This is a genomic window from Ruegeria sp. AM2 (genome assembly GCF_056540685.1).
On sequence record NZ_JBQFXE010000003.1, the window covers coordinates 155913 to 181620 of the forward strand.

Genomic DNA, 25708 nt, shown 5'->3' on the forward strand with positions numbered 1-25708 from the left:
ACTATCTTTACTCGGTTGCGGGAATGCGCAGCCCACGCTGCACGGCGGGTCGTTCCAGGAACCTGTCCACATAAGGCTGCAGGTTCGCAAATCCGTCCCAACCCACGATCTCTTTGACGCCGTAATAGTCCAGACCACGCAGCCACGGAACGATGGCGATGTCGGCGATCGAGTAATCTCCGGCGATCCAGTCGCGGCCTTCAAGCTGCGTGTTCAGGACGTTGAGAAGGCGCTTGGCTTCAGCCACATAGCGTTCGCGGGGACGGGGGTCTTCGATCTCTTTACCGGCGAATTTGTGGAAATACCCCAATTGACCGAACATCGGACCCAGGCCGCCCAACTGGAACATGACCCATTGGGTGACAACATGTTTGTCGGCCGCTGTTTTGCCCTGCAACTGCCCGCTTTTCTCTGCCAGATACAGCAAGATCGCGCCGCTTTCGAACAGGCTGAGAGGTTCGCCACCCGGGCCGTCAGGGTCAATGATGGCCGGGATTTTGTTGTTGGGATTCAGCGACAGAAACTCTGGGCTTTTGACGTCGGCATCAGCCAGCGTGACCAGGTGCGCCTCATAGGGCAGGCCGGTTTCTTCCAACATGATCGAGGCTTTGACACCGTTTGGTGTGGGATAGGAATAGAGTTGAATTTTGTCTGGTGATTTTGCCGGCCAACGGGCCGTGATCGGGTGTGTGGCGGTATCCAGCATGAGGGGCTCCTTATCGGGCTGCGACTACCAGTTAGGCATCAAATTGCGACTCTGCCAGTGTTTACGATGTGCGCTGCCGGTCAATTGGTGTGTATTTTGGAACAACGGGGAAATCCGTGACATCTCACACCTAGACCGAAATCGGGTTGTCGCTAAAACTTTCGCGAATCCCGCGCGACTGGCGCGGGATTGTTGCGACTGGAGAAGGAGACGCTCGTGGATGAAGTCGTTACGCAGATGGGAGCGTTCGCCCCTCTGATCCTAAACGCCGCCAAGGCGCTGATTGTTTTGGTCCTGGGTTGGATCGTGGCTGGTGCGATTGGAGGTATGGTCCGGCGACGGATCAACAAAACACCGCATATCGATCCAACGCTTGGCAATTTCGTCGCCAGCCTGGTGAAATGGGTGATCCTTGCGATGGTTCTGGTTGCCGTTCTGGGCATCTTCGGAATCGAGGCAACAAGCATCGTCGCCATACTGGGTGCAGCGTCGCTGGCGATTGGGCTGGCTTTGCAGGGCACACTCAGCGATCTTGCGGCCGGTGTTATGCTGGTGGTTTTCCGGCCGTATAAACTGGGTCAGTACGTGGATATTGGCGGCACGGCGGGCACGGTGAAAGACCTCAACCTGTTCACGACCGAACTGGTCACGCCCGACAATGTGCAAATCATTGTGCCCAATGGTCAGGCCTGGGGGTCGGTGATCACCAATTACTCGGCCCATGACACACGGCGCGTCGATCTGGTTTTCGGCATCGATTACGGCGACAGCGCGGATGAGGCGATGAAGATCATTTCGGATATCGCTAGTGCGGACAACCGCGTTCACAGCGATCCAGAACCATGGGTCCGCGTGACCAATCTGGGCGACAGTTCGGTCGACCTGACGGCACGTCTGTGGTGCGATGCCGCGGATTATTGGGATGTGAAGTTCGAGTTGACTAAGACCATCAAAGAGGCGTTCGACGCCAAGGGCGTTTCGATCCCCTATCCGCATTCTGTCGAAATACAGAAACAGGGATAATGGCTCCCGCCTGTCGGGCGGGCATTGGAAATGCCCTTCTCCGGTTGGGCCCAGCGCCGCGCCTTTGGCGCGGCGCTGTTGCGTTTAATGAATACCGTCGCGTTCCAGGTGTTCGCGACGCGCCAAAGGCGCGTCGCCCGGCCCAACACTGTAAACCCCCTCGGCAGAGGGGGCTTTCAGGGGCGGGAGCACCTATGACTTGATCGCGACACTTGGGGATACGACGTCGATCCCCAATGCTTTTCCGACAGCGTAGTAAGTCAACTGACCAGCATGGACGTTCAGTCCCGCCAGAAGGTGCGGGTCGTCCTGACAAGCTTGTTTCCAGCCCTTGTCCGCAAGCGATAGCATGAACGGCATCGTCGCGTTGCCCAAGGCGATCGTCGATGTCCGTGCAACAGCGCCCGGCATATTCGCAACGCAATAGTGCATGACGCCGTCGACCTCGTAGATCGGATCAGCGTGGGTTGTCGCCTTGGATGTCTCAAAACACCCGCCCTGGTCAATCGCGACGTCCACGAGCACGGCACCCGGTTTCATCGTCGACAGCTGATCGCGAGTGATGAGCTTTGGCGCTGCGGCACCGGGGATCAAAACCGCGCCGATCACCATGTCCGCATCCTGGATCAGTTCGGCCGTCGCTCCGGCTGTGGAATACTGGTTCTTGAACTGCCCGCCAAAGACGTCGTCAAGATACCGCAGGCGCGGCAAAGACCGGTCCAGAACCGTAACATCAGCGCCCATTCCCGCGGCGATTTTGGCAGCGTGTGTGCCCACGACGCCCCCACCGATGACGACAACCTTGGCCGGACCCACGCCAGGGACACCGCCCATCAACACGCCGCGCCCGCCATTGGCCTTTTGCAATGTCCACGAGCCGACCTGAGGGGCCAGACGGCCCGCAACTTCGGACATGGGGGCAAGCAGGGGTAACCCTCCGTTTGCGTCCGTCACGGTTTCATAAGCGATAGCGGTACAGCCTGATGCCAGCAGGTCATGGGTCTGATCCGGATCGGGTGCAAGGTGCAGATAGGTGAACAGCAGTTGGCCTTCGCGCAGCATCTTGCGCTCACCGGCCTGAGGCTCTTTGACTTTGACGATCATGTCGGCGGTTGCAAAGACTTCGGCAGCCGTATCGACGATGCGGGCTCCTGCGGCTTCATATGCGGCATCGTCAAAACCCGCGCCCGCGCCGGCGCCGGTTTCGATGATGACCTCGTGTCCGCGCGCGACTGCTTCACCAGCCGCATTCGGGGTCATGCCGACCCGGAACTCCTGCGGTTTGATTTCCTTGGGGCAACCGATTTTCATGAGAGACTCCGTTCATAAACTGCCCAAATAATAGGCAGGCCGCGATGCAATTTCTGTGAAACCCTGCTTGCAATTCCTGCGAAACGCGGGAAATTATTCGGCCCAAGTGTAATTCTCTGCAAGTAACGTGCGTAAATGACGATAGACTCAACAGATCGGAAGATTCTGGCCGCCCTTCAACGCAAGGGGCGTATGTCTAATGCTGAGCTGTCTGAGCAGGTGAACCTGTCGCCTTCTGCCTGTCACAGACGCGTTCAACGGCTTGAGACCGAAGGGTATATCCGAGACTATGTTGCCCTGCTGGACGCGCGCAAACTGAATGTCGCCACCACGGTGTTTGTCGAGATAACACTGCAGGGTCAGGCCGAGGAAGTGCTGGAGGCGTTCGAGAAAGCCGTCTCGCGCATTCCCGACGTTCTGGAATGTCATCTTATGGCCGGAACGGCGGATTACATCCTAAAGGTGGTGGCCGAAAACACCGAGGATTTCGCCCGCATCCATCGGCAGTATCTGTCCCGCTTGCCGGGCGTGTCGCAAATGCAAAGCTCATTCGCATTGCGCACGGTATTCAAGACAACGGCTTTGCCCGTCTGAGTGCAAACGCCGAATGATGGGCCTTGCGTCAATGCCGCAGGTTGTATCCTGCGCCACACCGCGCCACATTTAGGGCAGTTGGTCTGATTTGACCCCCGGCGCTTTGTAAGTGACATCCACCGGTTACACATCGCCGATACGATCCGCACCCGTTGGAAAAGAGAAGGAGCAGGCATTGGTTAATGAAAACGACAGCGCCCCAAAAGACTGGTTGGAGGCCGAACTTGAAGATACGCTGGACGAGGATTTTGAAATCGAATTCAGCGAACCGATGCTGTCGATGGAGGTTCGCAAGATCTATAAGGACCAGCACCCCGACATGCTGGACCGCAAGGTCTATTTCCGCAATTTGCTGCGCCTTCAGGCCGAGCTGATCAGGGTTCAGGACTGGGTGCAGCATACCGGGGCCAAAGTCTGTATCTTGTTCGAAGGCCGAGACAGCGCGGGAAAGGGGGGCGTGATCAAGCGCATTACGCAGCGCCTGAACCCACGGGTCGCGCGCGTGGTCGCCCTGCCTGCGCCTAGCCGACGGGAACAAAGCCAGTGGTATTTCCAACGCTACGTACCGCATCTGCCTGCCGCCGGAGAAATCGTGCTATTCGACCGGTCCTGGTACAACCGCGCGGGGGTTGAACGGGTGATGGGGTTTGCCAACGAAGATCAGGTTGAGCAGTTTTTTCAGGACGTTCCCGAATTTGAACGGATGCTTGTGCGGTCGGGGATTATCCTGCTGAAATACTGGTTCTCAATCACTGACGAAGAGCAGCAATTGCGATTCCTGATGCGCATTCATGACCCGATGAAGCAGTGGAAACTGTCGCCGATGGATCTTGAATCCCGCATCCGCTGGGAGGCTTACACAAAGGCGAAAGAAGACATGCTCTTTCGAACGAATATCACTGAGGCGCCTTGGTACATCGTCGAAGGCAATGACAAGAAACGCGAACGTCTGAATTGTATCGAACATCTGTTGACCAAAATTCCCTACGACGACGTTCCGCAAGAAAAGGTCAACCTACCTGATCGCCGCTACAACCCTGAATACGAACGCCGTATTCTGCCCGATGAGTTACACGTGCCAAAAATCTATTGATCCAAAAGGTGCGAGGCAGTTGGTCTGCCTCGCACTAGACGTACCGGTCAGGCAGCGTCCATCATGCAGTCAAAGCTGAAGAAATTGAACTGGAGGACATCAAAGTCGTCGTCGCAGGACACGTCAGACATTGGTGCCTCTTCTTCATCCGGCGCGAAATCGTCATCCATGACCAGCTCAAACTCATCGACCGAGTCGGACGGCTCCATCGGGTCGTTGTTCCAGGCGAACTGATCAAGTCGCGATTGCAGGGCCTCGACAAACGCTTCGATCTCGGCAAGGAAGGCTGCCACGTCGAAACACTCATCGTCCAGATCGTCATTGTCTGTAACCTCGGTATCCGGCATGTCCGGCGCTGGGTCGTCAGCTTCCGTGACATCCGTATCCGGCGTTTCAGTCACGGGATCGTCCGTTTCTGTGACGTCTGTGTCCGGCATGTCCGGTTCCGGATCGTCAACGTCTGTGACGTCTGTGTCGGGCACTTCCGTAGCCGGGTCCTCGGTATCCGTGACATCCGTATCCGGCGTCTCAGTGTCCGGGTTATCCGTTTCGGTCACGTCGGTGGCTGGCGTTTCCGGCGTCGGATCTTCGGTCTCGGTTACATCTGTGTCAGGCACTTCAGGGTTCGGATCAACCGTCCCAGGTACATCTGTGCCCGGCGCTGGATCTGGAGCTTCCGTGACATCCGTATCCGGGGTCTCGGCTACGGGTTGGTCGGGCGCTGGTGCCTCAGCCACCGGTGGCGTCGGTGCAGGTGCTGCCGCCGTGCCGGTGTCCAGGCTAACCGTACCGTCTGTGGTCGCAAAGTTCTGAGTGACCATGACCGCATCAAAACCCTGCATGTCGCCGGTCTCGACGCCGATCCCGATATACTTGAATTCAGGGTTCAGGATATTGGCCCTGTGGCCCGGGCTGTTCATCAGGTTCTGGTGCAGCTGAGCCACATCATCGCTGATGCCCGGTGCGCCTCTTTCGGACTGCCAAGCGATGTTTTCGCCGGACCGCCAGCTGCCGTCGAAGTCGAAGCCTGCCGCTTCCATCCTTTGTGTCGCGCTAGAGCCGCCCGCACCGGTATGGCTGAACCGGTCCGTGTTCAGCATCCATGCGCTGTGATCTTCAGATGACGCGTTGAGTTGCGTTTCAAGTTGCAGGGGGTTCAGCCCTCGGGATGTGCGCTCTTGGTTGATCAGCGCCAACATTTCCCGCTCAACAGTGTTTGCTGTCGACATATTTGCCTCCGTTTGGTTTCTGTCTTTGCAGACATGGCCAGATACGTTGGCAGTTGCCCGATGCAAAAGAGGGGATATTCAATCAGGGCGTGTAGCGGCGACGTCGCGCTTGCGCGAATGATTCGCTGCGCTGCAAAATGCCGGTCCAAATGCGCACCGGCCTGATCGGCAGGAACATGCACGGAGAAAGCGGAAAACCGACTGCCCAGAAACGACAAACCCCCGGGCGGCGCCTCGGGGGTCGTCAAATAGTGTCATCCAAAGCTGGACGAGCGTCAGGTGCTTAGAGCAAACCTTCGCGCTGTGCTTTCTTACGTGCCAGTTTACGGGCACGGCGGATCGCTTCAGCTTTCTCGCGCGCTTTTTTCTCGGACGGTTTCTCGAAATGTTGCTTGAGCTTCATTTCACGAAACACGCCTTCGCGCTGCAGCTTTTTCTTCAGGGCACGAAGCGCCTGATCGACATTGTTGTCGCGAACACTAACCTGCATGTGGTTGTCACCACCTTTCTAGATAGAGTTGCAAGGAAATTGCAGGAAGTGGCCGTATAGCAAAGCGGTTCTAACTTGTCTAGTACTGGGGCCGAGATTGGGAGATCCGCCATGACCATGACTTACGAAGATGTCAAAGACCAGTTGCTGACCGCCATGCTGGACCATGTTCCGTTCGATGGATGGTCCGAAACCGGCTTTCGGGCCGCAGTAGCCGATTGCAAGATCGACAGCGATCTGGCGCGCGCGGTCTGCCCACGCGGGGCTGTGGATCTGGCGCTGGCTTTTCACGCGCAGGGCGATCAGGCCATGCTTGCGCGCCTGAAGTCCGAGGACCTGAGCGGGTTGAAATTCCGCGACAAGGTCGCCTCCGCTGTCCGGTTTCGCCTGCAGGCCGTCGATGACAAAGAGGCTGTGCGCCGCGGCGTTACCCTGTTTGCCTTGCCGCTGCACGCCGCTGATGGTGCAAAAGCCGTTTGGGGGACCTGCGACCATATCTGGAACGCGTTGGGGGACACATCGGATGATGTGAACTGGTACACCAAGCGCGCAACGCTGTCGGGCGTGTATTCCTCGACGCTCTTGTTCTGGCTGGGCGACGATTCGCAGGGCAATCGGGCAACGTGGGAATTTCTTGATCGGCGCATCAACGATGTGATGCAGTTCGAAAAGCTCAAGGCGATGGTGAATGGCAACCCGTTCATGAAACCGTTTCTGGCAGTACCGAAATGGCTGGCCGGACATGTCAAACCGCCCACGAAAGTGCCAGCTGATCTTCCCGGCACACTGTCGCCCAGAAAATAGCGGGTGGGCCTCTGGTGTCCTGACTGTTAGGCAAGAGCCAAAGGAGAATTGCCGATGACCCAGACAATGCGCGCCGTTGAAATTACGCAACCGGGCGGACCGGATGTTTTGCAAGTGGCGGACCGGCCCGTGCCGGAAGCTGGTGCGGGGCAGGTCGTCTTGAAAGTGGCCTATTCAGGCGTGAACCGGCCAGACGCGCTGCAGCGGGCCGGCGCGTATGATCCGCCTCCGGGTGCCAGCGACTTGCCGGGGCTGGAGGCGTCTGGCGAGGTCGTCGCCATCGGTTCCGGTGTCGAAGGTCTGACGCTGGGGGATCAGGTGTGCGCGCTTTTGCCCGGCGGTGGTTATGCCGAATACGTCGCAACCCCCGCCGCGCATTGCCTGCCGATTCCGTCCGGAATGGGAATGAAAGAGGCCGCGTGCCTGCCCGAAACCTTTTTTACTGTCTGGTCCAACGTCTTCACACGCGGTGGCCTGAAGGCGGGCGAGCGGTTTCTCGTCCATGGCGGTTCAAGCGGGATTGGCACAACCGCGATCCAGCTGGCCAACGCTTTTGGCGCGCGGGTCTTTGCGACAGCAGGGTCAACCGAGAAATGTGCGGCTTGTATTGAACTGGGGGCCGAGAAGGCGATCAACTACAAGGACGAGGACTTTGTGGCCGCGATGCGCGCCGAAGGCGGTGCGAATCTGATCCTGGATATGGTCGGAGGCGATTATATCCCGCGCAACGTCAAAGCGCTGGCCGATGATGGTCGATTGGTTCAGATCGCCTTTTTGCAAGGCCCGGTGGTCGAACTGAATTTTGCGATGATGATGGTCAAGCGCCTGACCTTGACCGGCAGCACACTGCGGCCGCAAAGCGATTTGGCCAAGGCCCGCATCGCTCAGGACCTGCGCGAAGCCGTCTGGCCATTGCTTGCGGCCGGAAAGATCGCGCCCGTGATGGACAGCGAATTTGATCTGGCCGATGCGGCGGCGGCCCATGCACGAATGGAAAGCTCGGGCCATATTGGCAAGATCGTTTTGAAGGTCGGCGGCTGAAAACAGCGCCGTGCGGTCAGGCCACTGCGCGGCGATACAGGTGCCAGGTCGCGTGACCCAAAACGGGCATGACCACAATCAGCCCCAGTAGCATCGGAATCGCGCCGATGATCAGCATACCTGCAACGATTGCCCCCCAGGCCAGAACGACACGCGGATTGTGGCGCAGCACCCGGACTGACGTCACGACCGCTACTGGAACGCCCACTTTTCTATCCAGCAGGAGGGGGAAACTCACGACGCTCAGGGCCAGTGCAACCAGCGCAAAAACAAACCCAACCGCCGTGCCAAAGATCACCATCACCCACCCGGCGCTTGTGGTGAACACCTCGGTCACGAAGGCACCAAGTGAGGTGGGGGGTTCAGGTCCCAGCGTCTGTGCATAGATGCTTTGTGCGACCATCAGCCAGACCAGCAACAGCATGACCAAATAGAACCCAAGCGCCAGAATCGCGCCGAAAGAAGGCGATCGGAACACTCCGAACGCGTCCAGCCAGTGCACGGCACCGCCCTGTTCGCGTTTGCGGCTGATTTCATACAGACCGACCGCAGCCACCGGCCCGATCAGCGCGAACCCGGCGACAAGAGGCGCTAACAGAGGCACCATATCCATGTTCAACCCAAGCCCGAACATCAGCAATCCGGCAATCGGGTAGATCAAAACGATGAAAATCGCATCGGCGCGGGTCTCCAGAAAATCATTATACCCAGCTTTCAGACAGGCCTTGAGGTCCTGCAAGGTCAGCGTGTGAATAGTGGGCAGAGCGTCGACTTCGGCGCTGCCAATTTCGGTCATGCTTTCCGCGACGTGATCGCCCGTTGCGCGCAGGTTCCGGGCGGCCCAACTGATCGGGTTACCGATTGTCTTGTCCATCATCATCCCCTCCGTGACGTGATCGCGTCCCGGGATGAATCCGGCTTTGGGGTTGCCCGTGACCGGATCATCCGGCAACGCCGGTCCCCAGTATAGCACATTTTGCGTCAAATTGCCTGTTCAACGTCCCGTGACCTGCAGGATTGCCCTGACGCGCTGGCATGTTAGCCTTGCCGCAAAGTGTGGGAGGGTATCATGCAGCAGACAGCGCGCACCGTTGTGATTCATCAAACCGGGGGGCCTGAGGTCCTGCAAATCGAAGACCGGACCGTCGGCGACCCGGGCCCGGGCGAGGTGCGAATTCGGCATCATGCCTGTGGGTTGAATTTCATAGATGTGTATCAGCGCACAGGTCTGTATCCGCTGGATCTGCCCCATGGGTTGGGTATGGAGGCTGCGGGAATTATTGAAGCGGTCGGCGAAGGTGTCACCCATCTTGAACCCGGCCAGCGCGCGGCCTATGCATCAGGCCCCGCAGGAGCGTATACCGAGGCGCGTGTCATGCCCGCCGCGCAGGTGTGCCCGTTGCCTGAAAATATCTCGTTCCGAACGGCTGCTGCGATGATGCTCAAGGGCATGACGGTCGAGTATCTGTTCCACCGCACCACCCCACTGCGACGTGGGGATACGGTTCTATTCCATGCCGCTGCCGGAGGTGTCGGCCTGATTGCCTGCCAATGGGCCAAATCCGAGGGGATCACCCTGATCGGAACCGCCGGGTCGGATGAAAAATGCAGCCTGGCGCAATTCAATGGCGCGGCCCATTGCATCAACTATCGGACTGAAAACTTTGCCGAACGTGTGGCTGAAATCACCAAAGGTAAGGGTGTCGATGCGGTTATGGACTCGGTCGGCGCGGATACGTTCGAAGGATCGATCAATTGTCTGAAACCGCTGGGCATGATGATTTCTTTCGGAAATGCTTCTGGCCCTGTTCCACCCGTTGATTTGGGACTGCTTGCGCAAAAAGGATCGCTGAAGATAACGCGACCCACGTTATTCACGCATATTGCCGAGCACGCAACCTGTCAGGCCATGGCACGTCGTCTGTTCGGCAAGGTCGAGGGTCGCGAGGTCAAGGTTCACGTTGACCAGCAGTTCCCGTTGGACCAGGTCGCGGATGCGCACCGCGCGCTCGAGTCTCGGCAGACCACTGGCAGCACGGTTCTGACCCTTTAGGATCAGAACCCCACCTTGGGCATCAAAAACGGCGTGCAACGCGCACCTGAATTGTCGTTGCATCCACATCCACACCGGTCGAGTTGAAATCGTCGAACTCGTGGTACAGGATTTCACCGCCTAGGCTGACATTGGGCGCGATGATCTGTTCGTAACCAGCGCCGATGAACCAGCCGTTGTCGCTGCCTAGATTGTCAGTACCGGCTTCGGCATACCCGCCGGTGCCATATAACAGCCCCTGAGGACTGATCTTGTAGCCCGCGCGCGCTTTGATGCGCCACACGTCCTCAACCGTCGCGGCCCTCGAGAGGTCCGCGTCAGTCCAGTCGTAGTCGAATCCGCCCCCAAAGACCCAATCACCGGCATCATAATCATATCCCAGAATGATCCCGCCAATCGCACTGTCGCCGTCCAGCCCGGACACATTTGTATCGACGTCAATGTAACCGATCTGTGCACCGCCGTAGAAGCCGGTCCAGTCACCAGCAGACTGCGCAAGGACCGATCCAGCAGCAAGTGTTGCAGCCGCGGTGAAAAGAACAAGTTTGCCCGTCATGTTTTCGTCCTTTCGCTTGAATTGGGACTGCGGGGCGATCCCGCAACCTCGACCCCCTTCTGTTGAGTCACGTAGGTCTGAAACCATGCGCTTCAAATCAAAAACGGCGGCGGATACGCTCCGCCGCCGATACATAAGTCAGGTTTGAGCAGATTATTGCTGCTGCAGTTCCGCCGGGGATTTGTCGGCGATGGTTTCCCAGTTCACATCGGCGCGCTCGTTAAAGCCCGGGATGTCACCTTCCCAGCGTTCCTGAATGTCTGCCGACAGGTTCAGGTACAGCTTGTTGTCGACGATTTTCCAGTAGTTCGGGTCGCCGTCAAACTTGAAGCCCATCGCGGTACCAAATGCGCAATAGCCGCCATATGCGGGCAGGTATGCTTCGGGATTTTCCTCGAAGGCAACTTTGTTCTCTTCCGAAGCGAACCGGTACAGCGCGTCATTGTGCAGCGTGGTGATGCGGTAGTCGCCCTTGGTGGCTTCGCCAACAGTAAAATAGGCAACCGGGTCATAGCCTTGCAGCGCAAGGCCGGTCGAGCTTGCGTTCAGTTCAACGCCAGCAGCCAGAGATGTGGTTGCAACTGCGACGGACAGCGCGACGCCGCCAATAAGGGATTTAATCGAGTTCATGGTTTTCACCTTTCGTGAAGCGAGCGCCGGATGATCCTGAAATTGAACCCTGGCATGTCTCGCGATTTTGTTTGTGTGCGGTCGATAATTGGCCGTCACGGAACCGAAGTGGGCAGCAGGGTCATCACGTTCAAAACAATCAATTGTGATTGTGCGGTGGTGAAGAACGTGTGTTCAAAATTGCAAATTCGCGGACGAAACATCAGGGCGGAACGAAGTCACAAATTCAATGACTTTTCGGGCCGTCATTTCGCAGGGCCGCAACAAGGCGCCTTTGCGCGTCTGATAGAGGTTCAAGCTGACGTAATCGTTGCCGCCCAACTGCGACGCGACCAGCTTGTGTGACCGACCATTCGCAAAAATCGATCGGCTGACGACGTAGCGCTTGCCCCGACTTTTCCCGGTGGTCGTTCCGATTGGAATCTTGAAGAAGGCGGCAAGAAAGTCGTCAGAAGCTGTCAAGATTGACCGATTTTCGGCTCTGTCCCCGCGTGGATCCGGGCCAGGTTCGCTTTGTGTCGCCCATAGACCAGAACGGTTAGAATGAGGCCCAAGAAGAAAGTGCGCATGTCCGTCAGCACAACGATCCAGGCTGCCGACATGGCGGCAGCCATGAGTGCTGCAAGTGAAGAAATGCGCCAGATGGCGGCGGCGACAAGCCAGGTCAGGCAGCAGGCGATCCCGACCTGCCAATTCAAAGCCAGCCAAAGGCCCAGAAACGTGGCCACGCCTTTGCCGCCCTTGAATCCCAGCCAAATAGGGAAACAGTGACCCAAAAAGGCCGCAAGCGCGGCGACCTGGGCTGCATCCTCTCCGGCAATGGAACGGGCCAACAGAACAGCGGCTGCGCCCTTGGCGGCATCGAAAACCAGGGTCAGGGCCGCAGCGGCTTTGTTTCCCGTGCGTAGAACATTTGTTGCGCCAATATTGCCGGACCCAATCTGACGCAGGTTACCCAAACCCATCACTTTGGCGACAATCATTCCAAAGGGGATCGACCCCATCAGATATCCAATCGCGGCCCAAAGGATCAATTGGGTCGTCGTACTGTCAATCGGGGGCATCAGGATCTCCGGTAAACTTCTTTGCCTGCAACATAAGTTGCCGTGACCTTACCCTGCATCCGCTGACCGTCAAACGGTGTATTCTGTGACTTTGATTTCAGGCTGAACCGGTCCAGCACAAAAGGCACATCCGGGTCGAACAGAACCAGATCAGCAGGCGCGCCTTCGGCCAGACGACCGCTGCCGAGCCCTAGCCGTTTCGCCGGGTTCAACGCCATGGCACGGAACAGAGTGGGCAGGTCCAGCTGATCCGCGTGATACAACCGCAGGGCCGCAGGCAGCAGAGTCTCCAAAGCGACTGCGCCCGAGGCCGCCTCTTCAAACGGCAGACGCTTGCTTTCTTCGTCCTGGGGGGTGTGCATCGAACTGATGGTATCAATCAGACCGGTACGCACCGCTTCGATCACCGCCTGCCGATCATCCTCGGATCGCAGCGGAGGCTTGACCTTGAAGAAGGTGCGATAGTCCGCGACGTCCAGCTCATTCAGCGTCAGATGATGGATCGAGGTGCCAGCTGTGATATCCAGCCCGTTGCGCTTGGCGCGGTCCAGAGCGGGCAGGGCGCGTGCTGTGGTGATCTGATCGGCGTGATAGGCGGCCCCCGTCATTTCCAGCAGCGCGATGTCGCGGTCCAGACCCATCCGCTCGGCCATGGGCGATACGGCGGGCAACCCGCGCAGGGCGGCGAACTTGCCGCTGGTGACAGCGGCTCCTGCGCTCAGGCCTGGCTCTTGCGGGTGGGCGATGACCAGTGCGCCGCAGGATTTGGCATAGGTCAGGGCGCGAGAAAACACCTTGGTATTGGCAATGACATGGTCGCAATCAGTGAACGCCACGGCACCTGCATCTTGCAGAAACCCGATCTCGGTCATCTCGCGGCCCTCACGTCCCTTGGTCAGAGCGGCCATGGGCAGCACGTTGACTGGCGCGTCTGCTTGCGCGCGGCGGGTGGCGAATTCCAGCGTTTCGGGCGTGTCTACCGCGGGCAGCGTATCGGGACGGGTCACGATGGTGGTTACGCCCCCGGCCGCCGCTGCCAAACCGGCGGATTTATAACTCTCCTTGTGCCGCTCGCCCGGCTCGCAAACTTTGACACCGATATCGACAATACCGGGGGCGAGGCATTTCCCTCCGCAGTCGATCACCGGCGCATCCGTGGTCGGAGCCGCACCCGTACCGAGGGCAGCGATCTGCCCATCAGCGACGTGCAGCCAACCGATCGAGTCCGTTCCGGCCTCGGGGTCGATCAGGCGGGCGTTGGTGAAAAGCTGGTCGGTCATGTCTGGGCCTCTCGGGCTTTGGTCAGGGCTGCCATGGCGGCATCTGGGTCAGTCAGATACTCGAATACAAGAAATCGCAGGTGGGAAAACACGATGTTTCGACCGTTGCGGTAGAATTTCAGTTCCCGGTGAATGGGAAGGTGCTTGGGTTTGAATATCTCGCTGAGCCACCAGACGTTGCGGGTTGTGACAACATACACCCGCCGTGTCCGGACCAGTCGATCCCACCACATGAAAAAAGCCAGGAAAATCGTACAGCCGACCAGTTTCCAGTAATCCCGCACAGTCTCGGCAAACCAGGGGCTGGCCAACCAGACCAACGCAAGGCAGACAATCAGAAACCTGTAGACCCAGCGCAGCCGGGGTGGAAAGTACGCTTGGTATGGCCGTCCTGACCATAACACCTGTTCGGCTTCGGGGATCTGGCTACGCCACCAGCCGTCATCCGCAGCCGTCATCCGATCGCCCTTTCAATCGTGGCCTTGGTCGCGGCAGGATCGGCCTGATATTTGATCAGGTGTTTGTCGCCGCCCTTGGTAACGATCTGAACAAAGCTGCCCATGGTCTTGACCGCCTCGATCTGGTTCAGAGGAACAACGCGTGCCCCGGGGCCGGTGAGGGTGGTCTGGGACAACTCCCACGTGTTGTTTAGCTCCTCCGAGGCCAGATACCATGCGCGGATACCAATGGCCGCAAGCCCCGCAGGTGCGCCGGTCCAGACATAAGGGTTGCCGATCAGCCAGAGCACGATCATGGCACCCGCCATCGCAATAGCCGCCAACGTCAGGTTGGTCTGAATGTATGCGCCTTTGTTGGGGGTAAAGATCACAGGATCAGCCACAGGGCACCTCCGACGATAAGAAGGATGATGATGGCCAGCAGCGCCGACCCCATGCGGCGAGGTTGATCATTTTGGGGTGGTGTCTGGGGCGCGGAAAAAGGCTTGGCGCTTTCCGTCGCGATGGGTCCACCGGTCCAGTTTGTCGCCTCTTCGGTATAAAGGCCCAACAGGCGCACGCGAGGGTCCGGGTTCAATTCGGCGGAGTGACCCCCAAAAGCAGCGCTGCGCAGCACCATGACCCAGCCTTCAATCGATTCCAGCATTGTCCGGTTCAACTGATCCTCGGAAACGCCACAGCCATCGTTCAGATAGCCAAACAGCCCAAGGTCTTCGAGATCCGTGACGGGGAAAACATCGATCTGTGCCGGGTCCAGACCCGTGACACCCAGCACCTGATCAGCCGCACCGGGTTCGCGCAGGAACTTGGCCTCTTCCGCACGCATATCCAGCGTGAACAGGCGGATCACACCGCGTTCGTTGGGGGCGACCGTCAGGTTGCTCATGCGGCCTCGCGCTGGTTTTGGGCCAGCAGCTCCATTGCCGCCATGCGGACTGCGACGCCCATCTCGACTTGTTCCTGAATGACGGATCGGTTGATGTCGTCGGCCAGCGTTCCGTCGATCTCGACACCTCGGTTCATCGGGCCGGGATGCATGACGATGGCGTCGGGCTTGGCCAGCGCCAGCTTTTCGGCGTTCAGCCCGTAGCGATGATAATACTCGCGCTCCGACGGGATGAACCCGCCATCCATCCGCTCGCGTTGAAGGCGTAGCATCATGACGACGTCGACGTCTTTCAGACCTTCGTTCATGTCGTCATAAATCTCGGCGCCGAAGTCGGCGAACTGGCTGGGGACCAGCGTTGGCGGGCCGATCAGGCGGATGCGGTTCTCCATCTTGCCCAGCAGGATCAGGTTAGAACGCGCCACACGGGAATGGGCCACGTCCCCGCAGATGGCGACGTTCAATCGGTGCAGCCGACCCATGGCGCGCCGGATCGTCAGCGCGTCTAGCAAGGCTTGCGTGGGATGTTCATGCCGTCCGTCGCCTGCGTTCAACACGGCGCAGTTCACCTTCTGCGCCAGCAGATCAACTGCGCCGGAATGCGGATGCCGCACCACCAGCAGGTCAGGATGCATTGCGTTCAGGGTCATCGCGGTGTCGATCAGCGTCTCGCCTTTTTTGATCGAACTGGCCTGCATCGCCATGTTCATCACGTCTGCGCCCAGTCGCTTACCCGCGATTTCAAAACTGGCCTGCGTGCGGGTCGAGTTTTCAAAGAACATGTTGATCTGCGTCAGACCGGCCAGCACATCAGAATGCTTGGTCGACTGCCGGTTCAGCGCGACATATTTCTCGGCCAGATCAAGGATGGCAGAGATATCGGATTGTGACAGATGCTCGATGCCAAGAAGGTGACGATGGGCGAAACGCATGGGCGGGCTCCTGTCTGACAATCGGCCCGCTTATAAGAAGGCGCGCGCGCAGAGGCAACTACGGATCAGAGCCTTCGGGCAATATCTCGCACCCGCCATCGGGCAGGCATTGCTCGCCGGGCTTGCACCATTTGCCGTAACCGCAGTCGATGGCCTTGATCGGGACACACCCTTGATGAGTGGAACATTTGAAACCTGGGCGGCATTGCGATCCGGTTTCTTCGCACAAAAACCAGCCGGGGCGAGAGCATCCGCCACCGGGCAGGCAAGACGATCCCGAGGCACATGAATTTCCGTCATCGCACAGTGTTGGTCGGCCCCGTGTGGCCGAATCCGGGTCAAGCTCGGGCGCGATCCGCTCGCATTCGCCACGCCCGTTACAGAAACTCCCGCCCGGGCAATCGAGGCGCGAGGTGCATTTGTTCGCCCCCTTGGGCGCGCAGCGGGTGCCACCAGCCACACAGCGTTCGAACGGGCCGCAGGATCGTCCCCCGCCGCAATATGTACCGCCTGCGCGAATGCAGTGGCCGTCAAAGCTGCATCTTTGGCCGACCGAACAGCACCGGCTGCCGCATTGGAACTGTCCTGCGCGGCATTGGTTGTGCCTGTCGTGAAAGGTCGCGGATACCGGGCCGCTGATGAATGTCAGCAGCGCGCCGATCAGAAGGAATCGCAAAACACACACCATATCAAGACCGATGGTCCGTGCGGCGGACCGCCCGATCAAGGTCTATTCGCTTTCCCTCGGTCAAAAGGTGGTTAGATTGAGGGCTATGGAATCGGCACTGGACTATCACACCGCGCGCGCTCTGCTGGAGTGGCAGATCGAATTGGGCGAAACCGATGCGATCGGGGACGCGCCCGTCGATCGCTATGCGCTGCCTGACACCGCGCCCAAGGCCAAGAAACCGGTGGCACAGGTCGTGCCTGACAAACCGGTGCAGGTCGATCCGGTTGCGATTGCGAAAGACGTGGCAAAAAGTGCCGGATCATTGGATCAGCTGCGCGCAGCTATGGACGTCTTTGACCATTGCGAACTGAAACGCGGCGCGCGCCAACTGGTGTTTGCCGACGGCACGCCGGGCGCGCGGGTGATGATCATCGGCGAAGCACCCGGCCGCGACGAAGACCGCGAGGGCAAGCCCTTTGTCGGACGCGCGGGTCAATTGCTGGACCGGATGCTGGCCGCCATTGATCTGGACCGGCGCGAGACCGCCTACATCACCAATGTCCTGCCATGGCGACCGCCGCAGAACCGCGACCCAAAACCCGAAGAGATCGCGATGATGAAGCCGTTTCTGGAGCGTCACATCGCGTTGGCAAAGCCCGAGGTTCTGGTGGTGATGGGCAACATCAGCTGTCAGGCCGTGCTGGGCAAACGCGGCATCACGCGGTTGCGTGGCCAATGGGATCAGGCGCTGGACTTGTCAGTGATCCCAATGTTCCACCCGGCCTATCTGCTGCGCCAGCCTCAGATGAAACGACAAGCCTGGGCTGATCTGTTGGAACTGAAAGCCCGGCTGGAGGGGATGTGATGCGCATTCTGGCCTTCTCGGACCTACATATGGCGCGCAACCGCGCGGCTGAGATTGTTGCCGCCAGCACGGACGCCGATCTGGTGATCGGTGCCGGCGATTACTGCAACATGCGACAGGGGCTGGAAGACGCCATGGAGATGCTGACCGGCATGGTCGCACCTCTGGTCCTGATCTCAGGCAACGCGGAAAGCGCCGGAGAGCTGTTGGATGCCGTACCAGAAGGGGTTCACGTCCTGCACGGCACCGGCATGACCCTTGATGGGCTGCGGCTGTTCGGGCTTGGCTATGGCGTGCCGCCCACGCCTTTCGGCGACTGGTCCTGTGACATGACCGAGGCTGAGGCCACCGAGTTGCTGGATCGCTGCGATGCAACGGATATCCTGATCACGCATTCTCCGCCCAAGGGGCATGGAGATACCACATCGATGGGCGATGCTGTCGGCTCGGTTTCTGTTAGGGATGCCATTGAACGCCTGCAGCCGCAATTTTCCCTTCACGGACATATCCATGACAGCTGGGGCTATCGCGGCACGATCGGACGGACGCAGGTCGCAAATCTCGGCCCCACAATAAACTGGTTTGAGGTTCCCTCATGATCGACACAGTCACGCTGCTGGCCTTCATCCCGGCTGCATTGGCCCTGAATTTTACACCAGGGGCGGACATGATGTTCTGCTTCGGGCAGGGTTTGCGGTCGGGTGCGCGCCCTGCCATCGCAGCAAGCGCAGGGATTTCATTGGGCGCCATGATCCACGTCTTGCTGGCAGGTCTGGGTTTGGGTGCAGCGGTGGCAACGATGCCATGGCTGTTCGATGTGATCCGCTGGCTCGGCGTGGCCTATCTGCTGTATCTAGCCTGGGGTGCCATTCGGAACGGAGCCGTGGCAGGCGATGCGTCAGCCAAACCCGCGAAATTCGCGTTCCGCGATGGGTTGGTCGTCAATCTCACCAATCCCAAGGTCATCCTGTTCGTCTTGGCCTTTATCCCGCAATTCGTGGATCCCGCCCAAGGCGCAATCCTGCAGCAATTCCTCATATTCGGCGCGATCATCGCGCTGGGAGGGTTCGCGGTGAACGGGCTAGTCGGGATCTTTGCAGGTGGCGCAGGGCGAGTGCTGACCTCCAACCCGCGCGCGTCGCGCATCATGGGTTGGGTGACGGGCGGAATTTTTACCGCGCTGGCTGTTCGGCTGGCCATCATGGAAAGGGCCTGACGCCAGATGTCTCGCATCGACGAAAGCATGGAATTCATCCCGGTCCGGATCGCCGTTCTAACCGTTTCGGATACGCGAACCTTGGACGAAGACCGTTCGGGTCAGACATTGGTTGAACGGATCGAACGTGCGGGCCACACAGTGGTCGACCGCAAGATTATCAAAGACGAACGGGGCGAAATCGCCGCGCAGTTGAGGCTTTGGGTGGGTGATCCCGAGATTGACGTTGTGATCTCGACCGGCGGCACGGGGCTGACCGGGCGCGATGTGACTGTTGAGGCGCATCGAGACGTCTATGAAAAGGAAATCGAAGCGTTCAGCACAGTGTTCACGATTGTCTCGATGGAGAAAATCGGCACCTCCGCCGTGCAATCCCGCGCAACCGGGGGCGTGGCAGGTGGCACATATATGTTTGCTCTGCCTGGCAGCCCCGGCGCATGTAAGGACGCCTGGGACGCAATTCTGGAAAAACAGTTCGACTATCGACATCGGCCCTGCAATTTCGTGGAAATAATGCCGCGATTGGACGAACATCTGCGACGGAAGTAGACTGGTCTTACGTTCAACTGTTCATAACCGCTTTGTGGCTTGGATTTTTTTGGTGTCCGACTACCATTTGCAAGTGCTGAGCCGATGCAACCCGGGTGAGTGATACATGCGATTTCTAAGGCAAAGCCTTGTCGGTGTTTTCCTGGCGTCTTTGACGCTGGCCCTGCTGTTTGTTGCTGCGCAAACCATCATGGGTGCGGTGCAGGATGTACTGAATCGGGATGAGACATCGCCCGAAGCGCGTGAACGTGTTTTTGCCGTCAGTGTTCGACCCGCCGAATTGGAAACCGTGACGCCCTACCTTGAGGCATTCGGAGAGGTTCAAAGCCGCCGCAGACTAGAACTGCGCGCCGCGCTGGGTGGTCGTGTCATGTCTTTGGCTGACGATTTTGAAGACGGCGGCTCGGTTACGGCTGGCGAAGTTTTGGTGGAACTTGACCCGGCAGATGCTCAATCTGCAATGGATCGCGCCAAATCGGATTTGCTGGATGCGCAGTTTGAGGAACGCGACGCCGAGCGGTCCCTGCTGCTGGCGCAAGACGAACTGAACTCGGCCGAGGCGCAGGCGGAACTTCGCGGGCGTGCCTTGCAGCGTCAACAGGATTTGCAAAGCCGTGGTGTTGGTGCCGCCGCCGCAGTTGAAGAGGCTGAGTTGGCCGAAGCCGCAGCGCAGCAATCTGTATTGGCGCGAAGAATTGCGCTGGCGCAGGCCGAATCCCGTGTGGATCAGGCGACGACGCTATTGGCCCGGGCGCGTATCGCGTTGGAAGCTGCAGAACGCGATCTTGAGGATATGACAATCCGCGCAGGATTTGGCGGTACTTTGACCGATGTGACCCTTGTTGAGGGGCGGTTGGTGTCGGCCAACGAAAAGCTGGCGGAATTGGTCGACCCCCATGCGCTGGAAGTGGCCTTTCGCGTGTCGACGGCGCAGTATGTTCGCTTGCTTGACGCCGACGGCGACCTGATAGACGCGCCTGTGACAGTGTCCCTTGAGGTGACAGGCACCGACTTGACTGCTGCGGGGCGCATCAGTCGGGACAGTGGCTCTGCAGGCGAAGGCCAGACCGGCCGACTGATCTATGCCCGCCTGGACAGCGCCGCCGGTTTCAAACCCGGTGATTTTGTCACGGTGTCGGTTCAAGAGCAGCCATTGGATCAAGTGGTGCGCCTGCCGTCGTCCGCCCTTGGCGCGACGGGCACCGTATTGGTTCTGGGTCCTGATGACCGGTTAGAGGCGTTGTCTGTGCAACTGGTCCGGCGGCAGGGGGACGAAGTGCTGCTGCGTGGCGACGGGCTTGAAGGGCGCGAGGTTGTCATTGGCCGTACGCCTTTGCTTGGCGCGGGCGTGCGCGTCCGCCCGTTGCGGGTTGAGGCGAATGCAGGGGCCGAACCAGACATGGTCGAATTGTCCGATGAAAAGCGGGCAGAGCTTGTGGCGCGGGTCGAATCCAGCGATCGCATGCCCAATGATGTGAAATCCCGCGTTCTGGGGCAATTGCGTGAATCCAAAGTTCCGGCCTCATTGGTCCGCAGCATTGAAAACCGGGCCGGAGGATAGTCGCCATGATGCGCGACATTCCCGGAGCGGCAGGTGGCATTCTCAGCTATTTCACACGCCACAGGACCGTCGCAAACCTGCTGTTGCTGGTCATGCTGGTTCTGGGGGCGGCGGCCATCCCCAACATGCGGGCACAGTTCTTTCCGGATGTCGTCCTTGAACGTGTGGATGTGAACGTCACTTGGGACGGTGCCGGGCCCGAGGATATCGACAATGCGATCGTCCAGCTTCTTGAGCCTTCGCTTCTGGCAGTCGAAGGCGTTGTCGACACAACGGCGAACTCACGCGAGGGCCGCACGCGGATCAGGTTGGAGTTCGAACCCAATTGGGACATGTCGCGGGCCGTCGAAGAGGTCAGGACGGCCATTGACGGCATAGACAACCTGCCCGAAGACGCAGAAGAACCGACGATACGACGCGGTGCTTGGCGCGACCGCGTGACCGATGTTGTGGTGACAGGACCTGTGGCACCGGAGCAGTTGGCCAAGTTCACCGACGAGCTGATCGACAAACTGTTTGCCGCCGGTGTGACGCGCACCACAATTCGTGGTCTCGCGGCACCAAGAGTGGTTGTCGAAGTGCCAACCGCGCAGTTGATCGCCAATGACATCACTCTGTCCGAGATCGCTTCGGCAATATCCGCGGAAGTGAATGCCAATCCGGCAGGCGATGTCAGCGGGGCCAATGCGCGCATCCGAACCGGCGCAGAAAAGCGCTCGCCTGACCAGATCGAGGGTATTGCGCTTCGAAATTTCGCGGATGGGTCCAGGCTTGTGATCGGCGATGTGGCTCAAATCCAGGTTGAGGGCGTGGATCGCGATCGCAGCTATTTCGTCGGCGACGATCCGGCTATGTCGATCCGGGTTGATCGCTCAAACCTCGGAGATGCCATCCGCATTCAACAGACCGTAGAGGATGTTGTCGCGGAAGTTCAGGCCGAGTTGCCGCAGGGCGTTACGGCAGAACTGATCAGGACACGTGCACAGGCGATTACCGACCGCTTGGACATTCTGGTCGACAATGGCCTGCTTGGTCTGGGTCTTGTCGTCTGCTTGCTGTTTTTGTTCCTGAACGCGCGCATTGCATTCTGGGTGGCTGCGGGAATTCCGGTTGCGATGTCTGCGGCCATCGCGCTGATGTATATCGGCGGCTTGTCGATCAATATGGTGTCGCTGTTCGGCTTGATCATCACGCTGGGCATTGTCGTGGACGACGCGATTGTCGTCGGCGAGCATGCCGATTTCCGTGCGCGACGACTGGGAGAGCCGCCAATCGTTGCGGCTGAACGCGCGGCGCGGCGGATGGCGATGCCCGTGTTTGCAGCGACGATAACGACAGTGATCGCGTTCTTTGGTCTGACGGCTATCGGCGGGCGCTTTGGAGAGTTGATCAAGGATATTCCCTTTACGGTGATTGCCGTCCTCATTGCGTCATTGATTGAATGCTTTCTGATATTGCCGAACCACATGGCCCACGCCATTGCGCACTCGGCGAAAGAACACTGGTACGACTGGCCCAATCGCGTGGTCAACCGAGGGTTTCGCTGGGTCCGCGATCATGTCTTCCGCCCGCTGGTTGGGTGGGTGATCTGGGCACGTTATGTCGTGGTCGCACTGATGTGCGTCCTTTTGGCCAGTCAGATCGCGCTGTTCATTCGTGGCGACGTGAACTGGCGCTTTTTCAACGCGCCGGAACGTGGGTCGGTCACGGGTAACTTCATCATGGCCGAAGGCGCAACGCGTGCCGATGCACTGGAAATGATGCATATTCTGCAGGAATCCACGGCTGAGCTTGGCCAGATCTACGAGGAGCGGCACGGCCGAAATCCGATTGACTATGTGCTGGCCGAAATTGGCGGATCGGCGGGCTTTGGCCTCTCGGCGGCGGAAGGGAAGGACAGGGATCTTTTGGGCGGGATCTCGATCGAACTGATCGACGCCGACCTTCGCCCCTACTCCAGCTTTGAATTCGTCGGAGAGCTGCAGAATTTCGTGCCTCGCCACCCCAAAGTCGAAGTTCTGAGCTTTCGGGGATGGCGGTCCGGGCCGGGCGGTGACGCGATCGAAGTCCAGTTTTCGGGTGCCGACGTGAATACGCTTAAGGCCGCGTCGGAAGACCTGAAGGCTGCGTTGTCCCGGTATCCCGAAGTGTCGGCGCTTGAGGACAGCCTGGCCTATGACAAAGAAGAATTCAGCCTGGACCTGACCGCGCGGGGGCAAGCGCTTGGGTTCCGCATCGAAACCCTGGGGCGGGTGTTGCGGGATCGGCTGAGCGGGATCGAGGCCGCGACCTACCCCGACGGGCCGCGCAGCGCTGAAATCAGGGTAGAACTGCCGGAAGATGAATTAACGGCTGATTTTCTGGAGCGCACTCTGATGCGCTCTCCGGATGGGGTGTATGTACCGCTCGCCGACATCGTTTCGGTCGAACGCGAAGCGGGTTTCTCGGTGGTGCGGCGCGAGAACGGATCCAGGGTTGTAACGGTGAATGGTGACATTTCCGAGGATGATCCTGCAAAGGCGTCTGAAATCGAACGCGCAATGCGCGACGAGATTCTGCCTGATATTGCCGCTGAACGGCAGGTCCAATGGGCCATGGCCGGGTTAAGTGAACAGGAAAATGAATTTCTGTCCGAGGCCCGTACCGGACTGATCCTGTGTTTGACGGGCATCTATCTTGTGCTGGCATGGGTTTTTGCCAGCTGGACGCGGCCCTTAGTTGTGATGGCTATCATTCCGTTTGGTCTGGTGGGGGCCATTTGGGGCCACTACATTTGGGATGTACCGCTGAGCATGTTCACCGTAGTGGGCTTGTTGGGGATGACCGGTATCATCATCAACGATTCGATTGTTCTTGTGACGACAATTGACAGTTACCGACAGGATCGGGGACTTGTGCCCTCGATCATCGAAGGCACAGCGGATCGGTTGAGGCCGGTGATGCTGACGACCTTAACTACGGTGTTGGGACTTACTCCGCTGATGTATGAAAGCTCGCAGCAGGCGCAGTTCCTCAAGCCAACCGTGATTACGCTGGTCTATGGGCTGGGTTTCGGCATGGTTTTGATCCTGATGCTGGTGCCCGCGCTTTTGGCCATTCTGAATGATGTTGCGCGTCCTATGACATCGATGCGCCGCGCGCTCCGCGCGCCGGATCGCGTCGTGCGCATTGCGGTACGGTCGATGGCGCTGGCGCTTGCCGCGTGGCTTGGGGCGTCGATGGTCTGGCCTTTGGTCTACGGTGTTCCAATGGGCGTATTGGCACGTTTCTATCCCGGGGCGGATGGTCCAGGTATCCTGCAAACCGGCTTTGCTGTTTTCGCGGTGGGCGCGCTGTTGATCTTTGTGATCGGTGTCTCTCTTTCGAGCGCGCTCTATGCCCGTTTGTCCGGGCGCGTTCAGACCTGATCGGATCTGATTGCCGCGCGTAGCAACTCCGGAACGCGCGCGCTCATATCCAGTTTGCCCTGAAGAACTTGTTCGACAGGAAACCAGCGCGCATCCCGTGCGTCGTCTGCGGCCACAGGCTCACCCGACACATACCGACAAGCCACCCCCACAAGCAGGTAATGTGCGCGGACGTGTCTCTGGTCGTCGCGGTGCAGCAAGTCCAAATTCTTCAGATACCCCTGTGGATGGCCAACCACGCCCGTTTCTTCCAAAAGCTCTCGCGCGGCGGCTTCCAAAACAGTCTCACCCCATTCCACATGGCCGCCGGGAAATCCCCACAGCCCGGCATCGGGGCTTTTACTACGTTGCACCAACAGCACCTGCTGCTGCCGCAGAACAACGGCCAGAGCCCCGATCTTTGGGACAAGGGTCATGCGATCAGCCAGCGCTGCACCCAAGAATATCCACAGCGTGTTTGTCGCCCAACACGGTGATCCGGACCTCGGATCGATCCAGTGCGAACGCCGCGCCCGACGCGCTGATGACCTCGGCGCTGGTGATCAGTGTGTTGCCTTGCCGCCGTGTGTCTGGCTGCGAAGCCCAAAGCGTCGGGTTGCCCGGTTCGATGACCGCGATCTCGGTTTCGCCAGCCGAGGGCATATCAATACGCGCCTCGATCCGCATTCCGTCCAACGTTGGCTGCAAGGTGCAGCGCGCTGCGGCCACTCCGGCTTCGCGGGCCGAATAAGGACGCTGTGCAAGTGCCGCTGCAATGGCTGGATGGCGTCCAGCATCGGCGTCCAGCGTGTGATCGATATCCAAGCGACCGGGGACGCAAACGTCTTTGCAGACCCCCAAATCCATCTCGCCGCGCAGACGAACCGGCTTGGTGGGGTTCTTGGGCGTGATTTGAACCGGCAAAACCAGCTGATCCTCGTATCCAATCGACTGCAGCCCGTTCTGATCAAACACGCTCGGCGCGGGCCAGGTGATCGAGACATCGGCCACGTTGCCAGACTCACCCCAATCGAATTCGGGCGGAATCCCTGCGTCGCCCGGCGCGCGCCAATATGTTTTCCATCCGTCTTTCAGGGTCAGACGCAACGCGCCCTGATAGGTGCCATTGGCGGATTTTCCGCCGTCCAGAACTTCAAGCTGAACAATCTGATCCACGCCCTGAGCAAAAGCGGGCGTGGCCAGGCTAGTGCAGGCGGTTACGGCGGCAATAGTGTGTTTCCAGAACGTGTTCATAGTCCTAAAATGCGCATTGACGCGGGGAATGCCAAGTCACGTCTAAGTCACCCGGAT

The 25708-nt window shown here is 59.0% G+C and carries 28 protein-coding genes; 12 read left to right on the top strand and 16 right to left on the bottom strand.

The annotated features are described in order from the left end of the window. Positions 1-7: 7 nt before the first annotated feature. Positions 8-706 carry a glutathione S-transferase family protein gene (locus ACR0CR_RS09600; RefSeq protein ID WP_480598430.1) on the bottom strand — a complete coding sequence of 233 codons (699 nt, stop codon included), beginning with the start codon at positions 704-706 and terminating at the stop codon, positions 8-10. A gap of 237 nt (positions 707-943) precedes the next feature. On the opposite strand from ACR0CR_RS09600, the gene ACR0CR_RS09605 reads away from it, so the two are divergent. Beyond that, on the top strand, positions 944-1729 hold the full coding sequence (locus ACR0CR_RS09605) for a mechanosensitive ion channel family protein (RefSeq protein ID WP_480598678.1): 786 nt from the start codon (positions 944-946) through the stop codon (positions 1727-1729). 192 nt (positions 1730-1921) lie between these two features. Here ACR0CR_RS09605 and ald read toward each other — a convergent pair whose 3' ends face one another. After that, the gene (ald, locus tag ACR0CR_RS09610; RefSeq protein WP_480598431.1) at positions 1922-3040 is read right to left on the bottom strand and encodes an alanine dehydrogenase; all 1119 of its coding nucleotides are present in this window, start codon (positions 3038-3040) and stop codon (positions 1922-1924) included. A gap of 135 nt (positions 3041-3175) precedes the next feature. Between ald and ACR0CR_RS09615 the strand changes: the two genes are divergently transcribed. Next, complete coding sequence (locus ACR0CR_RS09615; protein ID WP_480598432.1) at positions 3176-3634, top strand: Lrp/AsnC family transcriptional regulator; 459 nt, start codon at positions 3176-3178, stop codon at positions 3632-3634. A gap of 175 nt (positions 3635-3809) precedes the next feature. Further along, complete coding sequence (gene ppk2, locus ACR0CR_RS09620; protein WP_480598434.1) at positions 3810-4727, top strand: polyphosphate kinase 2; 918 nt, start codon at positions 3810-3812, stop codon at positions 4725-4727. Positions 4728-4774: 47 nt separating this feature from the next. Here ppk2 and ACR0CR_RS09625 read toward each other — a convergent pair whose 3' ends face one another. Beyond that, positions 4775-5956: a CAP domain-containing protein gene (locus ACR0CR_RS09625; RefSeq protein ID WP_480598435.1), complete on the bottom strand. Its 1182-nt coding sequence runs from the start codon at positions 5954-5956 to the stop codon at positions 4775-4777. Positions 5957-6239: 283 nt separating this feature from the next. After that, positions 6240-6446 (bottom strand): 30S ribosomal protein S21, encoded by a 207-nt coding sequence (gene rpsU / locus ACR0CR_RS09630; protein WP_005614280.1) that lies wholly within the window; start codon positions 6444-6446, stop codon positions 6240-6242. Between the two features lie 111 nt (positions 6447-6557). On the opposite strand from rpsU, the gene ACR0CR_RS09635 reads away from it, so the two are divergent. Beyond that, complete coding sequence (locus tag ACR0CR_RS09635) at positions 6558-7250, top strand: COQ9 family protein (RefSeq protein WP_480598436.1); 693 nt, start codon at positions 6558-6560, stop codon at positions 7248-7250. A gap of 54 nt (positions 7251-7304) precedes the next feature. Next, entirely contained in the window at positions 7305-8291 is a 987-nt protein-coding gene (locus ACR0CR_RS09640; RefSeq protein WP_480598438.1) for an NAD(P)H-quinone oxidoreductase, read from the top strand. 16 nt (positions 8292-8307) lie between these two features. Here ACR0CR_RS09640 and ACR0CR_RS09645 read toward each other — a convergent pair whose 3' ends face one another. After that, positions 8308-9165 carry a DUF2189 domain-containing protein gene (locus ACR0CR_RS09645; RefSeq protein WP_480598680.1) on the bottom strand — a complete coding sequence of 286 codons (858 nt, stop codon included), beginning with the start codon at positions 9163-9165 and terminating at the stop codon, positions 8308-8310. A 195-nt stretch (positions 9166-9360) separates the two neighbouring features. Here ACR0CR_RS09645 and ACR0CR_RS09650 point away from each other — a divergent pair, with 195 nt between their 5' ends. Beyond that, positions 9361-10344: a quinone oxidoreductase family protein gene (locus ACR0CR_RS09650; RefSeq protein WP_480598439.1), complete on the top strand. Its 984-nt coding sequence runs from the start codon at positions 9361-9363 to the stop codon at positions 10342-10344. A 22-nt stretch (positions 10345-10366) separates the two neighbouring features. Here ACR0CR_RS09650 and ACR0CR_RS09655 read toward each other — a convergent pair whose 3' ends face one another. From ACR0CR_RS09655 to ACR0CR_RS09695, 9 genes are all read right to left on the bottom strand, one after another. Then, positions 10367-10900, bottom strand: a complete 534-nt coding sequence (locus ACR0CR_RS09655; protein WP_480598440.1) for an outer membrane protein — start codon at positions 10898-10900, stop codon at positions 10367-10369. Between the two features lie 153 nt (positions 10901-11053). After that, the gene (locus ACR0CR_RS09660; RefSeq protein ID WP_480598441.1) at positions 11054-11530 is read right to left on the bottom strand and encodes a YHS domain-containing (seleno)protein; all 477 of its coding nucleotides are present in this window, start codon (positions 11528-11530) and stop codon (positions 11054-11056) included. Positions 11531-11988: 458 nt separating this feature from the next. Continuing rightward, entirely contained in the window at positions 11989-12594 is a 606-nt protein-coding gene (gene plsY, locus ACR0CR_RS09665; protein WP_480598443.1) for a glycerol-3-phosphate 1-O-acyltransferase PlsY, read from the bottom strand. Continuing rightward, a complete protein-coding gene (gene pyrC, locus ACR0CR_RS09670) occupies positions 12594-13874 on the bottom strand; it encodes a dihydroorotase (RefSeq protein WP_480598444.1) in 1281 nt (426 codons plus the stop codon). The genes plsY and pyrC overlap by 1 nt, the downstream gene beginning before the upstream one ends. Further along, positions 13871-14332: a hypothetical protein gene (locus tag ACR0CR_RS09675; protein WP_480598445.1), complete on the bottom strand. Its 462-nt coding sequence runs from the start codon at positions 14330-14332 to the stop codon at positions 13871-13873. The genes pyrC and ACR0CR_RS09675 overlap by 4 nt, the downstream gene beginning before the upstream one ends. Next, complete coding sequence (locus ACR0CR_RS09680) at positions 14329-14715, bottom strand: hypothetical protein (protein WP_480598447.1); 387 nt, start codon at positions 14713-14715, stop codon at positions 14329-14331. The genes ACR0CR_RS09675 and ACR0CR_RS09680 overlap by 4 nt, the downstream gene beginning before the upstream one ends. Further along, entirely contained in the window at positions 14700-15218 is a 519-nt protein-coding gene (locus ACR0CR_RS09685; protein ID WP_480598448.1) for a hypothetical protein, read from the bottom strand. The genes ACR0CR_RS09680 and ACR0CR_RS09685 overlap by 16 nt, the downstream gene beginning before the upstream one ends. After that, the gene (locus tag ACR0CR_RS09690) at positions 15215-16150 is read right to left on the bottom strand and encodes an aspartate carbamoyltransferase catalytic subunit (protein WP_480598449.1); all 936 of its coding nucleotides are present in this window, start codon (positions 16148-16150) and stop codon (positions 15215-15217) included. Before ACR0CR_RS09690 ends, ACR0CR_RS09685 begins: the two co-directional genes overlap by 4 nt. Positions 16151-16208: 58 nt before the next feature. Then, a complete protein-coding gene (locus tag ACR0CR_RS09695) occupies positions 16209-16835 on the bottom strand; it encodes a scavenger receptor class F, member 2 (RefSeq protein ID WP_480598682.1) in 627 nt (208 codons plus the stop codon). 88 nt (positions 16836-16923) lie between these two features. Here ACR0CR_RS09695 and ACR0CR_RS09700 point away from each other — a divergent pair, with 88 nt between their 5' ends. The 6 genes from ACR0CR_RS09700 (at position 16924) to ACR0CR_RS09725 (ending at position 24418) form a co-directional block, all read left to right on the top strand. Continuing rightward, a complete protein-coding gene (locus ACR0CR_RS09700; protein ID WP_480598451.1) occupies positions 16924-17685 on the top strand; it encodes a uracil-DNA glycosylase in 762 nt (253 codons plus the stop codon). Beyond that, positions 17685-18284, top strand: a complete 600-nt coding sequence (locus ACR0CR_RS09705; RefSeq protein ID WP_480598452.1) for a metallophosphoesterase family protein — start codon at positions 17685-17687, stop codon at positions 18282-18284. Before ACR0CR_RS09700 ends, ACR0CR_RS09705 begins: the two co-directional genes overlap by 1 nt. Further along, positions 18281-18901, top strand: coding sequence for a LysE family translocator (locus tag ACR0CR_RS09710; protein WP_480598454.1), 621 nt, complete (start codon positions 18281-18283; stop codon positions 18899-18901). The genes ACR0CR_RS09705 and ACR0CR_RS09710 overlap by 4 nt, the downstream gene beginning before the upstream one ends. Positions 18902-18907: 6 nt before the next feature. Further along, positions 18908-19450 carry a molybdenum cofactor biosynthesis protein B gene (gene moaB / locus ACR0CR_RS09715; protein ID WP_480598455.1) on the top strand — a complete coding sequence of 181 codons (543 nt, stop codon included), beginning with the start codon at positions 18908-18910 and terminating at the stop codon, positions 19448-19450. 106 nt (positions 19451-19556) lie between these two features. Continuing rightward, on the top strand, positions 19557-21011 hold the full coding sequence (locus tag ACR0CR_RS09720) for an efflux RND transporter periplasmic adaptor subunit (protein WP_480598457.1): 1455 nt from the start codon (positions 19557-19559) through the stop codon (positions 21009-21011). 5 nt (positions 21012-21016) lie between these two features. Then, positions 21017-24418: an efflux RND transporter permease subunit gene (locus ACR0CR_RS09725; protein WP_480598459.1), complete on the top strand. Its 3402-nt coding sequence runs from the start codon at positions 21017-21019 to the stop codon at positions 24416-24418. Here the strand turns inward: ACR0CR_RS09725 and ACR0CR_RS09730 are convergent. Both ACR0CR_RS09730 and ACR0CR_RS09735 read right to left on the bottom strand, forming a co-directional pair. After that, positions 24409-24834, bottom strand: coding sequence for an NUDIX hydrolase (locus ACR0CR_RS09730; RefSeq protein WP_480598460.1), 426 nt, complete (start codon positions 24832-24834; stop codon positions 24409-24411). The two genes, ACR0CR_RS09725 and ACR0CR_RS09730, sit on opposite strands and share 10 nt — an antisense overlap. A gap of 4 nt (positions 24835-24838) precedes the next feature. Beyond that, positions 24839-25651 (bottom strand): protein-disulfide reductase DsbD domain-containing protein, encoded by an 813-nt coding sequence (locus ACR0CR_RS09735; protein ID WP_480598462.1) that lies wholly within the window; start codon positions 25649-25651, stop codon positions 24839-24841. Positions 25652-25708: the final 57 nt, after the last annotated feature.

Bases quoted from the DNA above. Each gene is read 5' to 3' on its own strand.
- ACR0CR_RS09655 (WP_480598440.1), bottom strand. From the start codon at position 10,900: ATGACGGGCAAACTTGTTCTTTTCACCGCGGCTGCAACACTTGCTGCT.
- plsY (WP_480598443.1), bottom strand. From the start codon at position 12,594: ATGCCCCCGATTGACAGTACGACGACCCAATTGATCCTTTGGGCCGCG.
- ald (WP_480598431.1), bottom strand. From the start codon at position 3,040: ATGAAAATCGGTTGCCCCAAGGAAATCAAACCGCAGGAGTTCCGGGTC.
- moaB (WP_480598455.1), top strand. From the start codon at position 18,908: ATGTCTCGCATCGACGAAAGCATGGAATTCATCCCGGTCCGGATCGCC.
- ACR0CR_RS09710 (WP_480598454.1), top strand. From the start codon at position 18,281: ATGATCGACACAGTCACGCTGCTGGCCTTCATCCCGGCTGCATTGGCC.
- ACR0CR_RS09605 (WP_480598678.1), top strand. From the start codon at position 944: ATGGGAGCGTTCGCCCCTCTGATCCTAAACGCCGCCAAGGCGCTGATT.
- ACR0CR_RS09650 (WP_480598439.1), top strand. From the start codon at position 9,361: ATGCAGCAGACAGCGCGCACCGTTGTGATTCATCAAACCGGGGGGCCT.
- ACR0CR_RS09685 (WP_480598448.1), bottom strand. From the start codon at position 15,218: ATGAGCAACCTGACGGTCGCCCCCAACGAACGCGGTGTGATCCGCCTG.
- ACR0CR_RS09705 (WP_480598452.1), top strand. From the start codon at position 17,685: ATGCGCATTCTGGCCTTCTCGGACCTACATATGGCGCGCAACCGCGCG.
- ACR0CR_RS09645 (WP_480598680.1), bottom strand. From the start codon at position 9,165: ATGGACAAGACAATCGGTAACCCGATCAGTTGGGCCGCCCGGAACCTG.
- ACR0CR_RS09690 (WP_480598449.1), bottom strand. From the start codon at position 16,150: ATGCGTTTCGCCCATCGTCACCTTCTTGGCATCGAGCATCTGTCACAA.
- ACR0CR_RS09660 (WP_480598441.1), bottom strand. From the start codon at position 11,530: ATGAACTCGATTAAATCCCTTATTGGCGGCGTCGCGCTGTCCGTCGCA.
- ACR0CR_RS09635 (WP_480598436.1), top strand. From the start codon at position 6,558: ATGACCATGACTTACGAAGATGTCAAAGACCAGTTGCTGACCGCCATG.
- ACR0CR_RS09640 (WP_480598438.1), top strand. From the start codon at position 7,305: ATGACCCAGACAATGCGCGCCGTTGAAATTACGCAACCGGGCGGACCG.
- ACR0CR_RS09730 (WP_480598460.1), bottom strand. From the start codon at position 24,834: ATGACCCTTGTCCCAAAGATCGGGGCTCTGGCCGTTGTTCTGCGGCAG.
- rpsU (WP_005614280.1), bottom strand. From the start codon at position 6,446: ATGCAGGTTAGTGTTCGCGACAACAATGTCGATCAGGCGCTTCGTGCC.
- ACR0CR_RS09720 (WP_480598457.1), top strand. From the start codon at position 19,557: ATGCGATTTCTAAGGCAAAGCCTTGTCGGTGTTTTCCTGGCGTCTTTG.
- ACR0CR_RS09675 (WP_480598445.1), bottom strand. From the start codon at position 14,332: ATGACGGCTGCGGATGACGGCTGGTGGCGTAGCCAGATCCCCGAAGCC.
- pyrC (WP_480598444.1), bottom strand. From the start codon at position 13,874: ATGACCGACCAGCTTTTCACCAACGCCCGCCTGATCGACCCCGAGGCC.
- ACR0CR_RS09735 (WP_480598462.1), bottom strand. From the start codon at position 25,651: ATGAACACGTTCTGGAAACACACTATTGCCGCCGTAACCGCCTGCACT.
- ACR0CR_RS09625 (WP_480598435.1), bottom strand. From the start codon at position 5,956: ATGTCGACAGCAAACACTGTTGAGCGGGAAATGTTGGCGCTGATCAAC.
- ACR0CR_RS09725 (WP_480598459.1), top strand. From the start codon at position 21,017: ATGATGCGCGACATTCCCGGAGCGGCAGGTGGCATTCTCAGCTATTTC.
- ACR0CR_RS09600 (WP_480598430.1), bottom strand. From the start codon at position 706: ATGCTGGATACCGCCACACACCCGATCACGGCCCGTTGGCCGGCAAAA.
- ACR0CR_RS09700 (WP_480598451.1), top strand. From the start codon at position 16,924: ATGGAATCGGCACTGGACTATCACACCGCGCGCGCTCTGCTGGAGTGG.
- ACR0CR_RS09615 (WP_480598432.1), top strand. From the start codon at position 3,176: ATGACGATAGACTCAACAGATCGGAAGATTCTGGCCGCCCTTCAACGC.